Source organism: Oribacterium sp. NK2B42, from assembly GCF_000424445.1.
Taxonomy (GTDB): domain Bacteria; phylum Bacillota; class Clostridia; order Lachnospirales; family Lachnospiraceae; genus Oribacterium.
Genome location: NZ_AUJX01000007.1, coordinates 19,365 through 34,481, shown reverse-complemented (window position 1 = coordinate 34,481; position 15,117 = coordinate 19,365). Strand labels below are relative to the sequence as shown.

The window sequence follows — 15,117 nt, the reverse complement described above, 5'->3', positions numbered from 1 at the left end:
TCGAAAACACCTGTTTTCGGACTTATTATTTTGAGGTTTTCTTATGGATATAGACAATTTCAAGTCTTTTAATGACACCTACGGTCATCTGTACGGAAATACAGTGCTGCATATGGTGGATGATGAATTGAAAAACGGTATCGGAACCGAGGGACGTGTAGCAAGATGGGGCGGGGACGGTTCTCGCCGGCGAGAACCGTCCCAGATGGCTCAGTTTGATTCAACTTTATTGATCAGTTTTACTTCAGGAATCCGTTGATGATCTGCTCTTCCGCTTCGGCTTCTGTGAGACCGAGAGTCATCAGCTTGATGATCTGATCTCCCGCGATCTTTCCGATGGCGGCTTCATGCACAAGTGCTGCGTCGAGATCATTGGCCTCAAGAGCAGGAACAGCAAGGATCTTACCTCTGTCCATGATGATGGAATCACATTCTGTGTGACCGGAACAGGCAGCATTACCCACAAGCTTCGCATCAAATTTCTGGTAGGAATCATCTCTTGCTACGGATCTGGATACAACATCGGCGCTGGCACCTTCGCCGTTTAGGTTGACCACATAGGAGCTGAGTGCCTTCTGGTCGCCATGGGTCATGAGACGCTCTCTAACCACAAGCTTTGCGCCTGCGGCAAGCTCAGCGGTTGTGGTACGGTTTGTATCATCCACACCCTTGATCTGAACCATCTCCATCTCGACGGAACTGCCCTCTTCCTGGTAAACCTCTGTGCCCGGGTTAAGGATCCTCTTACCGCTTCCGGTACCTGAACCATAATGCTTCTCCACATAGCGGATGTGAGCATTCTTGCCAACATAAAAACGATGGATACCATCATGCTCTGAATCCTGGGAACCGCAGTTATCGATTCCGCAGCCTGCAACGATGGTTACATCGGCATTCTCTCCGATGTAGAAGTCGTTATAAACTATTTCTTTGAGTCCTGTCTGGGTCATGACAACAGGGATATGAACGCTCTCGTTCTTTGTGTCTGGCTTAATGTGTATGGTCAGACCCTGTCCGTCTTCCCTTGGTGTGATCTCGATATTTTCGGTGGAAACACGTCCTGCGGAAGTTCCGTTTGAACGGATGTTGTAGGCACCTTCCGGCACCTTGTGGAGATCGGCAACCTCCTTAAGGAGTCTCTTCTGAATTTCGTCAAGCTTAAGCATCCTTCTCACCTCCCATTACCTTTTCGATAGTCTTGCAGGCAGGAACGGCTGAGGTTGTACCCATAAGCTCAGGAAGCACCTCATCCTTAGTGCCGCGCTTAACAACATTACCGTCTCTTATAACTATGATCTCATCTGCGATATTGAGGATTCTCTCCTGGTGAGAAATGATGAGGATGGAGCTTTCCCGGATGTTCTTTCTCATGCGCTGGAATACCTCTATGAGATTCTGGAAGCTCCAGAGGTCGATGCCGGCCTCAGGCTCATCGAAAACAGAGAGCTTTGATGCTTTGGCAAGAACCGTTGCGATTTCGATACGCTTTAATTCTCCGCCGGAGAGGCTGCTGTTAACCTCGCGGTTGATGTAATCTCTTGCACAAAGACCAACCTCTGAAAGGTAATTGCAGGCGTTTGCAATGGAGATATTCTTTCCGGTAGCAAGCCTGATCAGATCAAAAACCTGTATGCCTTTGAATTTTACGGGCTGCTGGAAGGCGAAGCCAATTCCCTTTTTTGCTCTGTCTGTGATGGACATGTCAGTTATGTCCTCACCGTTGAAAAGGATCTTTCCGGAGGTGGGTTTTTCTATACCTGCTATAAGTCTCGCAAGTGTGGACTTTCCTCCTCCGTTTGGTCCTGTTATGACAACCAGCTTATCATCAGGGATCGTTAAAGAGATGTCTCTGATGATTTCCTTGTCCTGCCCTTCCGTATCTACCTGGAAGGAGACATTTTGTAATTCAAGCATACTATAACCTCCAAGTTTGGTGACTTCAGTCCATTGGGATAATGCTTATGAGAGGGACTGAGTTAACCATAATAGACTCTGACTGCCGGGTTTATAATACCGGCATCAGTTTTTATTTCCTAGTGTTTCACTATAGTATCACAACGGGATGTGGTTTTCCAGTGAAATAATGTATTTATCTAAGAAATACCATCGGGGATGGTGACAGTTCAGTCGGTGGCTCAAAAAAGCCCCGGGAGTCAAAGTCCCGGGGCTAAAGCCCATAAGAATCCGTATGGATTCAAGCTCTTTTTTAATATTAAGCTATTTTCGAACCTGAAGCCTTCTTCATCTCATCAGACTCTTCCGCTATACCGTGCTTCTCAGCATATAACCTGTAAGGATAAGTGAAAGGGCACCGTCGCCGGTTACATTGCAGGCGGTTCCGAAGGAATCCTGAAGTGCGAAGATCGTAAGCATCAGTGCGGTTCCGTTCTCATCGAAGCCAAGTACGCTGATGATAAGACCAAGAGATGCTGTATATCACTCTATGGATTTGATCTCTTTCTGAAGATCCTGCTTGAGAGTATAGGTGTCAAAAGCCGGGTCTTTAGGAAGATTTATATAGATATTGGTGATCTTGTCTATTTTAGCAAGTCCCTCTTTTATGCTGATATCAAAGACGTGTCCGCCTTTTGATCTGTCCTCGGAAAGGAAATGAAGATGCCATCCCGGCATATTGATCCCGTCCATATAATCCGGAAAATATACACCTACAAGGGATCCGCGGATATTCTCAAAAATGAACGCTTCCTGATTCATGCTGAGAACTTCTTTCAGGGTGACATGATGTGATCTGTAGGGGGCTTCCGATCTTGCATCCACCTTATCAAACTCTCCATCTATCTTTACGATATGCATGCTGTTAAGACCGAATTTCTCTTCAATTTTCAGATTCAATGCTGTTTTTATGGAGTTGAAATCCGGCATGTTTTTCAGTGGAAACTGCTGCGCACCGTAAAGCTTTGCGGCAGCCGCAAAGGGAACGCCTGTTTCGGGAGGAACTACCGATACATTTCCGGCCTTATCGGCCCGGTAACAGCATCCGTCCATGAGGATCATTTCCCCATTAACATCTTCAAAGGTTCCGAGTCCTGTGTCCCCTTCCTTCAGAAGATCCTCAACAGTTATTACGGCCCGGCTGTATCCCAGAGCAAGTGCCTGCAGCGTTGAAACCTGATACATTTTGTTATCCATCTTCTTCTGTCTCCTCATCTATTAATGTTGCTTTTGGGAGCTTTAATCTCTGACATACAGATGCAGAACTAATTTGCTCCTGATTTTATAAGCGCAGAATTATGTTAATGATCTGCGTTATCCTTATAGCAGAGATTTCAGCCTGCTTTATTTTTCATCATCAAAAAACAATCCTTTGATGAGATTTAATGCACTTTCCGTGTTCTTGCTTTCGGTTCCGAAGCTCTCTCTGAAAATACTGTCCATTGAATCATAGAAGTTCTCGATAGCATGCTCCTTAAATGCCTTCATGATTTCATCTTTATTCTTGCAATCGTGATATTCCGAAAACTCCTTATAGGCATCAAAAACATATTTATGCCAGCCTGGACCAAGAAGATTTTCGCCGTACTCCTTCTCGAATTCTACGATGCCATCGCAGACATCAAGTGGGATGTCCAGGTAATAATATTTGATAAGACTCTGGGTTTCTTCATTGTATTTTCTGAACTCGGCGATTTTTTCGTCGTTCAGCGCATCTATATCTGAAAAGTAGTCCTCATAGAGATGCATGTATCTTGTGTAGATGCTACGGAGAATTGTTGACAGCTCCTCCTTCTTCCCTGTTTCCTCGTGAAGCATCTGATCAATTCTTCCGGTGTTTAATTTAACCATTGATACCCTCCTTTTAAATTCTGTTTTTAGATATGTTCTGCTTTATTATTTTGTTTTTTTAGAATATTTTTCGGAATACTTGTCCGTGATCTCCGTGGGCAGTTCGAAATGCTGGTAATCCTTCCGGTCTGTCCAGTCTCCGCCCCACTCAAAGCCCTTTTCCGTAAAGAGTCTGTAACAGAGATCACCTTTTTCTATCTTGTAATCAAAGTCCTTTGATCTGTCCAGGTAAGGTTTTCCTGTAGCCGGCTCTATCACTTCCTGTTCGGTGCCGTCCTCGTTTTTCACGATCTTATGGTAAGGGTTGTACAGGGTGTTGATATCAACAGCCATTCCAAGCCCATGCTTTGAGATTTTGTCGGTGTGTGATATAAACCTGAAATTAAATCCTGAGGAGTTGTTATCCCTCATCATGATCTCATCATCTGCCATATAATTATCCGGCAGCACCATACGTTCTATGGGGTAGTCAGCATCATAAAGCTTCTCGAAAATCTCCAGAACATCATCCGCAATAAGCTTATGAACAACCATTTCACCCTGGTGGATATTTCCATCCAGATCTTTGTGAAGAACCAAAAGATATCGAAGGTCTTCCCGGGGAACGATGCAGTACTTTTTATAGGTATTACCGCTCTTCATCCGGTCAAAAAGATCATCGGAGATTTTGTGAATTGAAAATCCCGGTCTTTCTTTTGATTTTTTTGACCCCTTTGTTTCGGCTGTTGCGCCCAAAGCGACAGATACCGCTAAAACAGAAATCAAACCTGTTAACATAAGAAGAATGGTTTTTTTCGACATAGGATAGTTCCTTTCATTATTATTTATCTCATATAATTCTACATAAAACTACACTACGAATATCGGCAATTAGTCGATATTTTATAAAAAATTAACAAAAAATATCCGATACACCTCAGGATATTCGGGAATGCTGTATCGGGTACTAAACTGAAATAAAACGGGGACAGTTCTCATTTAGGAGAGCTGTCCCCGCCGGGTTTGACGTTTAACTATATTTACTTATTACTTCACCATGAGCATACGGAACATCTCGATTACCTGTTCCTTTGTTGCTTCACGTGGATTGCCCGGATAGCATGCATCGTTAAGTGCATCTGTAGCAAGTGTTTCGAGGTCCTCTTCCTTGATCTTGTCAAGAGTCTTAGGAATGCCTACATCCTCTGAAAGTTTCTTTACAGCTTCAATAGCTGCATCACGATACTGATCCTGAGTCATGTCATCTACACCCTTAACACCCATAGCTCTTGCAACCTCTCTGAGTCTCTCACCTGTGTACTCACGGTTGAATTCCATGGAGATAGGAAGGAACATTGCACATGCTACTCCATGAGGAGTGTCATAGTGAGCTGAAAGTGTATGAGCCATAGCATGATCGATACCGAGACCAACATTGGAGAAGCCCATACCTGCGATGTACTGTCCGAGAGCCATTCCCTCTCTGCCTTCTTTCTTGTTATCAACTGCATCACGAAGATTTGAAGAAATAAGACGGATAGCTTCAAGATGGAACATATCTGTCATTTCCCAAGCTGCTCTTGTGGTGTAACCTTCGATGGCATGAGTAAGAGCATCCATACCGGTTGATGCTGTAAGGCCCTTTGGCATTGAAGACATCATCTCAGGATCTACAACAGCAACGATTGGCATGTCGTGAGTATCTACACATACAAACTTACGCTCTTTTTCAACATCAGTGATAACGTAGTTGATGGTAACCTCTGCAGCTGTACCTGCAGTTGTCGGAACAGCGATGATAGGAACGCAGGGATTCTTTGTAGGTGCAACACCCTCAAGAGAACGAACATCTGCAAACTCAGGGTTTGTAATGATGATTCCGATTGCCTTTGAAGTATCCATGGAAGATCCGCCGCCTATTGCAACGATGCAGTCTGCACCTGACTTTTTGAATGCCTCAACACCATTCTTTACATTCTCGATGGTAGGATTTGGCTTGATATCTGAATAGATCTCATATGGAATCTTTGCTTCATCAAGAAGGGCTGTAACCTTTCCTGTAACTCCGAACTTGATGAGGTCAGGATCTGATGCAACAAAAGCCTTCTTGAAACCGTTGTTGTTTATCTCATTAACTATCTCCTTGATGGCTCCTGCTCCATGATAAGATGTCTGATTAAGTGAAATTCTGTTTGCCATAATACGCAATCTCCTTTAATTGTGAATATCTATGTGTTAAAAATTTAACATGTTCTTATGGAAGTATTCTACATCTTTAGAATGCGTAATATAAGTTACAGATTTTCACTTTTGTAACATCTTAGAGAATATTTATTTTTGAGAATTGCTCGGCCAATGCTGACGGCATGGCATCTATCATAAGATCCGCAAGTTCCTCTTCTGTTTCATGCATACCCTTCAAAAGCCACTGAACAGTCATATATATAGAGGCCTGACAGTACATTTCCAAAAGTTTCCGGGTGCGCTTGTCGGGAGGTGTTCCGGTTTTTTCTCTGATGAGAGAGCAGTAAAATTCATAGATCATGATAAAATCATGTTCCTTCAGATTATTCTGCTCATCTCCTTTGAAACCGGCAGTAAAAAATAATCGTTCTTCCCTGATGTACTGAAACTTCTTTATGAGACCGTCACGAACGGTCTCTCCTTTCCCCATTTCCTGGAAGGATTGCTTTAATATGCGATCAAAGTACCAGTTTATAAGGTCGTATTTATCTATAAAATTCCTGTAAAAGCTCTGTCTGGAAACACCGCATTTCTCAACTATCTGGGTCACGGTAATGTTTTCGGGATCTTCAGTTTTCATACAGGCTTTCATGGCTTCGGCAAGCCTTAATTTGATTTCAGACATGGTTTGTCCTGCTTTCAGTTTAATATTGTTTTTCATTTTCTTCGATTATGAACATGGGCTCTAATGTCAATCACATTTAGCTTTTTCCGTCTGTCCGATGTATCCCGCTGTGGTAGCCGATCAGCTCATCCAGCATCGGCTGCATCGCTGCTATCTCACTCTTCTTTTTTGTTTCAATGCTGAAGCGGTCACCATCATCATATTCAACATATATATCCACATAATCATTTTCTGAGTCGGATTCTGAGTAATCAGGTTTTGCCTCTCCGAATCCGAAATATCCGTTTTCGTGATTGTCATATACTCCGGAGCTGTAGTTGAATCTACTGTAATCGTACTTTAGTGTAAGATCGTATTTCGAAAGAATGGCTGTCAGACCAGCATAATAATCATCCGGAAGCGTATAAACGTATTCACCGTCCTGATCCTTTAGTGCAGTGGAAAAATCACACACTTCTTCTCCGTCTTCAATCACAGTGATCCGGAAGCGTGTTGCCGTTGCAGTATATTTATCGGGATACAGCGAATCGATTCCGTTATCGGAAAACCACTTTGCAAATACATCATATATATCGCACTCCCATTCCGAATACGGCTCGTTGTCAATCGTAAAGGTAAGCTTCTCACCGGTATCGTATATGGCGGTAAACTCGCATGGGCTTCCGTACTCCGGATCTATGCCTGCAGTTATCCGGTACCGTCCGTTTCTTGATACCAGGTCATGATCTTTTATAACTTTTTGAAGAGACTTCATAAGCTCATCATCGGCGGGATGACTTACTCCCGAAACATGCTCATATGCTGTCAGTACGTTTCCATCATCCTGCTTTACCTCAAATTTAAAGTCATGCGCTCCTCTTTCATCACGGTCACCCTTCCATCTGTTGGGAAGAGATATGTTCGTATAAAACCTTACGATACTATCCGACCTGATCTCCTTTGGAGCATTCGGATCCGCTTTGTCGGTTATGGTACCGCCCTCAACGGGTTCATGGGCTGCCCCGGAGGTCTCCGGCGTCTCAGATGAGGTGCACGCACAGAGAACGGAGGATGCAAGCACAAGGGATAAGATCGCTATCGCTGTCAGTTCCGGTATATGATTTTTAGTTAAGGGTTTCTTCATATGAATGGTTTCCTTTTCAATATTCGGAATCAGGTTGTCCGGGATGATGACCGGCTTCAGATGCCGTCTCATCTCAGTATCCATCAAACTAATGTGTCAAACCAATCCGGTTAACCCGGAAAGCTGAGACCGTCAAAGAGATCAACGAGCAGATTGCTCTCAAAACCGTAATTTCCCGGAATACAGTATCTGCCGTTCTCATCTTCTCCGATGGTGATGCGGAATATGCCGAAGGCTACATCTTCCTTACCGTCAACGAAAACATCTATAAAGTTTTCGCTGTCGGTTCTGAACAGGATTATCCTGTCTCCTTTTTCTATCTCTGTCTGCTGTACTTCATCACCGTCATCGTTTACCGCCATAGCCGGTATGTCATATTTTGCCTTTATCGGTGAATTGGGATTGTAATTATAGTATCTGAATTTGTCCAAATGCTCCGGCATTCCGTCAGAACCTATACGGCATCTCGCACTTGTCCACTGTGTGCCGAGCTTCTGCTCATAGCCTCCAACAAAGAATTCATTGGGATCAGAAGGCTTTACATCCATATCTTCCCCGCCCGCATAGTTAAGATCAGACATGGTAAAGAATATGCATCCGCACTCATCAACAAATGTAAAATCTCCGTCTTTGTAGCTGTAGACGCTTGTTCCGGAATAGCCGTTATCAAGATCCCACTGCATATACAGGTACTGTCCGCGGTCGGCTGAAAACCATGCGCACTTAAGTCCGTCACCGGCATATCCGTCAAGACCGTCCTTTATGGTAATGCTGTCTTTTCCGGCAGTAACATTAACCTTTTCGATTCCTTCGCTCTCATTTGCGACCATCTCGAACTCGAGGGTTTCTTTGGTGCCGTCACCATCAAGATCGATCTCCGTTTTGGCGACACTGCCTTCTTCTATATCAAAGCATGTGACACTTTCTTTGTTCTTCTTACCGGATGTGTTTCCATCCTTCACCAATTCATTTCCTGAAAATGCCTTAAGCTCTATCTCACCCTTAATCGGTGCAGGATCATAGTTTTCATCAAAGCCCGTATCATCAGACGATGTTATAACTTCTGCAATGAGCGTACCGTGGCAGGCATCGAGGATGCTCTTTTGGGAGTGCTCGGAAAGGATGTCATCCCACTCGACGTTAATGCCGCTCTTTCGCACCTGCTTCGCGAAATCATCGTCTTCAAAACTGGAGCCTGCATACTCTGCATGATTCACCACATCAAACGCTGTGCCATCATAGGTAAGAGCATAGAAGCTAAGATATGCTCCGTCTGCACCCGGATACACAGCATTATAAGTCATCATGCCGATCATGGTTTTGCCCTCATTCTCATATGTGAATACATATGTATCGCCCATGTCAGATGACAGGATTCCATCCGTACCTACAAACAGATCCGTCATGGCTACATCCTTACCTGCCTCATATATTGAAAGGTTCAGGCTCTCATTTCCGTCTCCGCCTGCAAGTGCGACTGCAAGCATTTCGTCATCTTTATCACCGTCAAAATCCTGTATGCTGCACTCAAAGATTCCGAACACCTCCGAAGGATATTTACTGTCAAATCGCCACTCCTTTCCGGGCTCTCTTGTATATTCTCCTGTCAGGCTTTGGGCCGGGGCCAGTTCACTTTTTGCGAAGTCTAAAAATGCTTTGTGAGTATCGCCTTCACTTTTTACTTCTGTATCAGAGGATTTCTCCGTTTCCGTTTCCTTTTCCTGACTGTCCTTATCTTTCACTTCCTCCTGCTTCGATTTTGTTATTTCTGGTTCGGTCTGCTTGATCTCTGTTGCCTTTGGTTCTGAATCAGCCTGAGGACTCCCTGACTTCTTAGGCGAACATCCGGAAAGCGCAGATATCGCAGTTGTCAGGATCAATGTTCTAACCAGATTACCTGAAAAATTATGCATATGTTTTTTCCCTCCATCAGTTTATTTCCAATTTTTTTTGCCCACCAAAACGTACTCTATTTATTACTAAATTTTACTATATTCTTGTCCCGTTAAAAAGAGAACCGGCAAGAATTTGAATTCTTGCCGGTTAGTTTACTGTTCACAGTGACAGGCACCAATGGGCACAAGAGGTCGGCTGGACTGCCACATTTTTAATAAGTTTTAAAAAATTTGTGACCTGATCACAATTGAATCTGTGTATAAGGATAGAACAGTAAAAAAATCAAAAAAAGGAGAACATCAATGAAGAATTATAGAACAAAAACTCTTTGCGTAGCACTTACAACACTTGTCATGTCATCTGCATTACTTATTGGCTGTCAGGGCAATGAAATCCCCTCGATACCCATTGAGACACAGTTGACATCCTCTTCTGCTCAGGCAGATAACACCATAACAGTATCAGCATCCGGCAAAGTCACAGCGGTTCCCGATATGGCTGAAATAACATTTTCCATAACTACTGAAGATAAGGACGTAAAATCTGCCCAAAACAAAAACAGTCAGGATGCCGATAAGGTCATAGATAAGCTGAAGGAGCTTGGAGTGGACGAAAAAAGTATAAAAACCTCCAACTATAACATCTACCCTCAGTATGACTATGATGCCGAAGCAGGAAATCGGATTTCAGGCTATACGGTAGATACCACTCTGACCGTAAGTGATATTAAGATAACGGATGCGGGTAATGTCATATCCCGGTGCGTGGATGCCGGCATTAACAGTATGAATAACATCTCCTACTTCTGCTCCGATTACGATGATGCTTATAATGAAGCATTAAAGGAAGCTGTTGCCGGTGCTGATGTGAAAGCCCAGGCTTTGGCTGAGGCTTCCGGAAAGAAGATCGTTGAGATAAAGAATATCGCAGAAGGATATGAGAATACTTCTCTGCAGTACAGATCCGGGTCCATCATGAAGAATTCCCTGGAAGCAGCTGCAGATGCAGTCATAATGCCCGGAGAATCGGATATTGAAGCAAATGTTACCGTAACCTATATCATGGGATGAGGATCCGAAATCTAGTCCCTTTAACATTATATGACTGACCCCGGTGGCAATTAGTTCCAACAGACACAGCAGGCGGTATTGACAAATGCATCAACGATTTGATCCGCACATGATGCATTTGTCAACTCCAAATTGCCTATTTCCATTTATCTACATCTCAAAGATATCTCCAAATCCTGTAGTCTTCAGGATCTCATTAACGCTTTCGTTAACCCCGGTCAATGAAAGACCTTTTGTACTCTTTTTATGCATGATCAGCAAAACACGCAAGCCTGCAGAGGATATGTATTCCAGATTCCTGCAGTCAACAGATACTCCTTCGATAGTCCCTTCCTTCTCGATTTCCTCAAAACAAGACAGAATCTCCGGAGCCGTCAGAGTATCTGCTCGCCCTGAAATGCACATGGAAATCTGCCCTCCATCCCGCTGTGCTTTAATTCCGAATTCTTTTCCGGCCTTCTTTTCCGGAACCGATACATCCTCACCGATGGGAGTGATTCTCCAATAAGCACATTGTTTCATAGCTTCCCTGACAGCCCTTTGAAGCTCAGGTTTGTCTTTAATACAGGCTAATTCAGGCATGTAATCCCCAACAAGTACTCTCTCCGCTTTGAGTCCATGGTCTTTAAGAAACGCCAGAGCTTTTTTTAAGCCTGCTTCAAATCCATCCTGCACCTTTACAATAAGATCCGAAGCAGCAATTTTCACATCCGACTTTTCCTGGACTCTTTTTTTGGCATTCATCATATCATGCAAAAGCCGATCCCCGTAAATAGCCTTAGTGATCATCACATACTGCAGTCCTGACTCAGGATCTGCGGTGATCCAACAGCCGCCATGTTTTACAAGGAGCCGTCTTATATTGTCGCATAATTCACCGGCCTCACTGTTTCCAAAATACATAAGCAGTCCTTCTGTTGTAATGCAGATATCTCCATCGGTATCCTCAAGAGCCTTTTCCATGGAATCATAATTCGTGGCATCAACGGCCTGATACCTAATGCTCCCGCCCTGTTTCGGATCTATTATAGAGCGAACCACCGGTTCAATCTCCATGATGGTTGCAGGAAGATCCAATCCCACATAGCGTCTGCCTTTGCGCGAAAAGCGGATGGCACGAGGCATATAACCGCAGGGAAGGTCAACAACGGTCCGGCATCCGGTTTCGATTGCCATTGCTTCTGTCGTGAGAAAACGAATTTCCATCATGATATTACTGACCATGGTCTGCACTTCCGATATTTGGGTAGAATTGCTATTCTGTGTCTCCTCGGAAGTAAGTCCCAGTCTCTCCGCTATAGCCATCGCATCCTTATCACCGGTTTCTGCAAACTGAAATACAGTCATCTTCGCTGTGTTAAAGACGGGGTTAACGCGTTCTAATAATTCCTTGTCCTTACTCATTATTTGTCCCTCAATTTACTTGTTGTTTATTTCTGTCAGCAGTGTTCCAATATCTCCGTCTATGCAGATACTCCTATCTTCGATTTCTCCTGGGTAGAATGCCTCCCCATAGTTCAAGCATGCATAAACACTCTTATCATTTGCCATAGTCATCTGCCAGAACGGATATTTGATAATAACCGGAGTATTGGCTCCGACTCCCAGTTCCAGATACAGCACATGAAGCCCTTCATGCCTTCTCAAAAAATCCGAATATGCCGCTGATGCCCTGTGCCACCCATCATCTTCCACAAAGGAATCATCCGCCCTCAGATTCATGGCGACATCACTGCCATCATCCGGGCACTTCGGAACCATTTCAGATGGTATCCTCATATTGATCTTTCCATCCTCCGGCAGCTGAAACACCCCATCTTCATCCCGAATAAAACCTTGGGCTTCCATCGCCTTCATAACCCACTCTTCATTATCATAGGTTTTTCTGATCGCGGGATTGACGCTTTGGAACAGGCCGTAATCTCCCTGTGTATAAAACAGCCTCTTCTTATCAAATCCAGCCTTCTGGAACTGATGATCGACATTCGTTGTGATTACAAAATAATCTTTTTCTTTGACAAGTTCCAGAAGCATTTCATACACCGGCTTCGGTGCTTTCATATAGCGGTTGATATAAATATTCCTCGCCCAATACGCCCATGACGTTTCAGGATCTAACTGCATCACATAGAAGCCGCCCGAATACATGTCATGAAATCCATACTTATCTTCAAAATCAAAAAAATATTTCCGGAAACGCTCTCCGCTGTATGTAAATCCGGCGGATGTGGAAAGTCCTGCTCCGGCACCGATCACAATAGCATCCGCGTCTTTGATCTCCTTTTGAAGCCTGAGGATCTGTTCTTCCCGTGTACCTTTCCCATATGACATTTTCCGGTTAAAGTATCGCACCTCACTCATCCCCTTCTGTATGGTTTCAAGATAGCCGTTTGGCTGTTCACGATAAGAGGTCTTCATAAATGGCTCTGTCTTCTTCTTTAAAAACATTGAATATCACCCTTTCCATCTCTCCGGGATGTTCACTCATCCAGGATGTCACCGTCTCCACGGCGATTTCTGCTGCCCTCCTGTTGGGGAAGTGGAATACTCCTGTGGATATGCAGCAGAAGGCCACGCTTTTCAGACCATACTCTTTGCATATGTCCAGTGTGTTTCGATAACAGTCTGCCAGATCCTTTTCAAGCGCCGGTGTCAGTTTATATTGGACGATCGGACCGACGATGTGAACGACTTTCTTCGCCGGAAGGTTGTACCCGTCTGTCAGCATAGGAACCGCAGTCGGCTGCTCATAGTCCCTGCCATATCTGATCTGCAGCTGATTCATCTGCCTGTTGCACTCCGCCCTGAGCTGTACGCCGGCGTAGGTATGAATGCAATTATCAATACAGGTATGCAACGGCACAAAGCATCCAAGCATCTGCGAGTTCGCCGCATTTACGATTGCGTCCACGGCAAGCCTTGTGATATCGCCCTGCCAGATGGAAAGTCCGTTCCTGATTTCCGGTATATCTGATAATGTAATGATTCCTTTTTCTTCACTTCGTCCTTTCAGATATTCATCCTGAACCCGAAGCACATCGGACGAAATATCTCGCGGCATCCGGATGTTCATAAGTGATCTGAGTATCCTCTGTTTACTTTCTATATCCTTTGGTGTTTCAATATCCTTATACTTGCCTGAATCCGCTTTAAATGCTTCAACCAGATAATCCAGGCGTTCTTCCTGCGTTACATGCTTCATGTCGATCATCTCCTAACCACCGCTCCCACAGGACAGGCCGTCATGCAATTTCCGCAGTGCAGGCAGTGTTCCTGCTCAATTTGGAACGAAATACTGTCCTGTCTGATGCAGCCCTGTGGACATACTGCCACACAGCTTCCGCATCCGATACAGTTGTCCGTGATGAAATATCCTTCCGTCTTCTTCTCAGCTCCGCCAAATGTGAAAGAAGCCCTTTCTATCGGTTTCTTGGAAAGATCGAACCATTCCCCGCTTCCTTCATAGATCTGAAATACTGTGAGCGCCTTCATGGATTCCTCTGTCGGATAGATCTGATGCATATAAGGATTCTTCTCAAACAACTGTGGGATACTGTCATAGCCAAGTTCGCGCACCTTTCCTCTGATGGATACGGCAACTGTGGACATCGTATCTTCACCCTTCATCGCCGTGAAAGCCAGAAACCGCCTTTTAACCAGCCTGTCATAAAAACTTTTTCCCTTCGCAGTAAGAAAATAAAGGCTGTTATCATCGCAGTCCATCATATCGATGGCTGCAGTGACCGGATGTCCTTCATCATCTACTGTCGCCACGATAGTCCTGTGTATTTCACGAACAACATAGTTCAGATAGTCCTTTGTCTCCATCCTCTTCTCCTTCTTAAAAGGGACCCCGGCTGTTTACCGGAGTCCCTTCTCTTAAGCTTCTTTAGCCAGAAGTTCCTTCATCCCTGTCCGTAGATCCAGAAGCGTGTACTTCTTCATTTCCGCTTCCATCGCATTCTGGATTGCCTTCAGCTTATCATCCAAAAGCGCATGAATGTTCCTTCCAACCGGACAGTCCGGATTTGGCGCTTCATGAAATCGGAACAGGTCGCCGTCTTCCACAGGTTCGATCGCTTCATATACATCAAAGAAGGTAATCTCTGATAAATCTCTTGTAAGTTCGATTCCGCCGGTTCCCCTTGCCACATTGATCAGTCCGGCACTTTTCAGCTGTGTGAGTATCTTGCGAATGATGACAGGATTGGTATTTATGCTCGATGCCAGAAAGTCACTGGTCACCTTGTAATCATCCTTGAATGTATCCACACAGGTGAAAATATGCAATGCTACTGTAAATCTGCTTGAAATCTGCATTCTTCCACCTCCAATATTCCTGCCATCATTCTACCGCGAACTTGTTGTAATTTCAA

16 protein-coding genes and 1 pseudogene are annotated in these 15,117 nt (G+C 44.3%); 2 read left to right on the top strand and 15 right to left on the bottom strand.

Translation table 11 applies throughout. The features are described from left to right. Window positions 1-43 precede the first annotated feature (43 nt). Complete coding sequence (locus tag G625_RS0103915) at window positions 44-259, top strand: diguanylate cyclase domain-containing protein (protein WP_029200064.1); 216 nt, start codon at window positions 44-46, stop codon at window positions 257-259. On the opposite strand, the gene G625_RS0103910 is transcribed toward G625_RS0103915, so the two are convergent. From G625_RS0103910 to G625_RS0103865, 10 genes and pseudogenes are all read right to left on the bottom strand, one after another. After that, window positions 240-1,166: a SufB/SufD family protein gene (locus G625_RS0103910; protein ID WP_029200063.1), complete on the bottom strand. Its 927-nt coding sequence runs from the start codon at window positions 1,164-1,166 to the stop codon at window positions 240-242. The two genes, G625_RS0103915 and G625_RS0103910, sit on opposite strands and share 20 nt — an antisense overlap. Further along, the gene (locus tag G625_RS18240; protein WP_044931502.1) at window positions 1,159-1,914 is read right to left on the bottom strand and encodes an ABC transporter ATP-binding protein; all 756 of its coding nucleotides are present in this window, start codon (window positions 1,912-1,914) and stop codon (window positions 1,159-1,161) included. Before G625_RS18240 ends, G625_RS0103910 begins: the two co-directional genes overlap by 8 nt. Before the next feature lie 348 nt (window positions 1,915-2,262). Beyond that, a pseudogene (locus G625_RS21815) lies at window positions 2,263-2,430 on the bottom strand (cation:dicarboxylate symporter family transporter); the annotation flags it as partial. Window positions 2,431-2,436: 6 nt separating this feature from the next. Further along, on the bottom strand, window positions 2,437-3,150 hold the full coding sequence (locus tag G625_RS0103895; protein WP_156885021.1) for an acetolactate decarboxylase: 714 nt from the start codon (window positions 3,148-3,150) through the stop codon (window positions 2,437-2,439). A gap of 147 nt (window positions 3,151-3,297) precedes the next feature. Continuing rightward, window positions 3,298-3,804 (bottom strand): hypothetical protein, encoded by a 507-nt coding sequence (locus G625_RS0103890; protein WP_029200061.1) that lies wholly within the window; start codon window positions 3,802-3,804, stop codon window positions 3,298-3,300. Between the two features lie 45 nt (window positions 3,805-3,849). Beyond that, window positions 3,850-4,605: a M15 family metallopeptidase gene (locus G625_RS18235; RefSeq protein WP_044931499.1), complete on the bottom strand. Its 756-nt coding sequence runs from the start codon at window positions 4,603-4,605 to the stop codon at window positions 3,850-3,852. Between the two features lie 225 nt (window positions 4,606-4,830). Continuing rightward, on the bottom strand, window positions 4,831-5,982 hold the full coding sequence (fucO, locus tag G625_RS0103880; protein ID WP_029200060.1) for a lactaldehyde reductase: 1,152 nt from the start codon (window positions 5,980-5,982) through the stop codon (window positions 4,831-4,833). A gap of 121 nt (window positions 5,983-6,103) precedes the next feature. Continuing rightward, window positions 6,104-6,652 (bottom strand): TetR/AcrR family transcriptional regulator, encoded by a 549-nt coding sequence (locus G625_RS0103875; RefSeq protein WP_198014852.1) that lies wholly within the window; start codon window positions 6,650-6,652, stop codon window positions 6,104-6,106. 76 nt (window positions 6,653-6,728) lie between these two features. Then, window positions 6,729-7,775 carry a hypothetical protein gene (locus G625_RS0103870; protein WP_156885020.1) on the bottom strand — a complete coding sequence of 349 codons (1,047 nt, stop codon included), beginning with the start codon at window positions 7,773-7,775 and terminating at the stop codon, window positions 6,729-6,731. Between the two features lie 110 nt (window positions 7,776-7,885). After that, window positions 7,886-9,688 carry a hypothetical protein gene (locus tag G625_RS0103865; protein WP_029200057.1) on the bottom strand — a complete coding sequence of 601 codons (1,803 nt, stop codon included), beginning with the start codon at window positions 9,686-9,688 and terminating at the stop codon, window positions 7,886-7,888. A 285-nt stretch (window positions 9,689-9,973) separates the two neighbouring features. Here G625_RS0103865 and G625_RS0103860 point away from each other — a divergent pair, with 285 nt between their 5' ends. Beyond that, a complete protein-coding gene (locus G625_RS0103860; protein ID WP_029200056.1) occupies window positions 9,974-10,741 on the top strand; it encodes an SIMPL domain-containing protein in 768 nt (255 codons plus the stop codon). 150 nt (window positions 10,742-10,891) lie between these two features. On the opposite strand, the gene G625_RS20975 is transcribed toward G625_RS0103860, so the two are convergent. From G625_RS20975 to G625_RS0103835, 5 genes are read right to left on the bottom strand one after another with little or no spacing between them, the layout of a single operon-like run. Next, the gene (locus G625_RS20975; protein ID WP_049895677.1) at window positions 10,892-12,145 is read right to left on the bottom strand and encodes an STAS domain-containing protein; all 1,254 of its coding nucleotides are present in this window, start codon (window positions 12,143-12,145) and stop codon (window positions 10,892-10,894) included. Window positions 12,146-12,160: 15 nt separating this feature from the next. Continuing rightward, window positions 12,161-13,189 carry an SIR2 family NAD-dependent protein deacylase gene (locus tag G625_RS0103850; protein WP_330364953.1) on the bottom strand — a complete coding sequence of 343 codons (1,029 nt, stop codon included), beginning with the start codon at window positions 13,187-13,189 and terminating at the stop codon, window positions 12,161-12,163. Beyond that, window positions 13,140-13,943 carry a protein-ADP-ribose hydrolase gene (locus G625_RS0103845; protein WP_044931494.1) on the bottom strand — a complete coding sequence of 268 codons (804 nt, stop codon included), beginning with the start codon at window positions 13,941-13,943 and terminating at the stop codon, window positions 13,140-13,142. The genes G625_RS0103850 and G625_RS0103845 overlap by 50 nt, the downstream gene beginning before the upstream one ends. Before the next feature lie 5 nt (window positions 13,944-13,948). Next, a complete protein-coding gene (locus G625_RS0103840) occupies window positions 13,949-14,569 on the bottom strand; it encodes a 4Fe-4S binding protein (protein WP_029200052.1) in 621 nt (206 codons plus the stop codon). A 51-nt stretch (window positions 14,570-14,620) separates the two neighbouring features. Then, window positions 14,621-15,061, bottom strand: coding sequence for an Rrf2 family transcriptional regulator (locus G625_RS0103835; RefSeq protein ID WP_029200051.1), 441 nt, complete (start codon window positions 15,059-15,061; stop codon window positions 14,621-14,623). Window positions 15,062-15,117 lie beyond the last annotated feature (56 nt).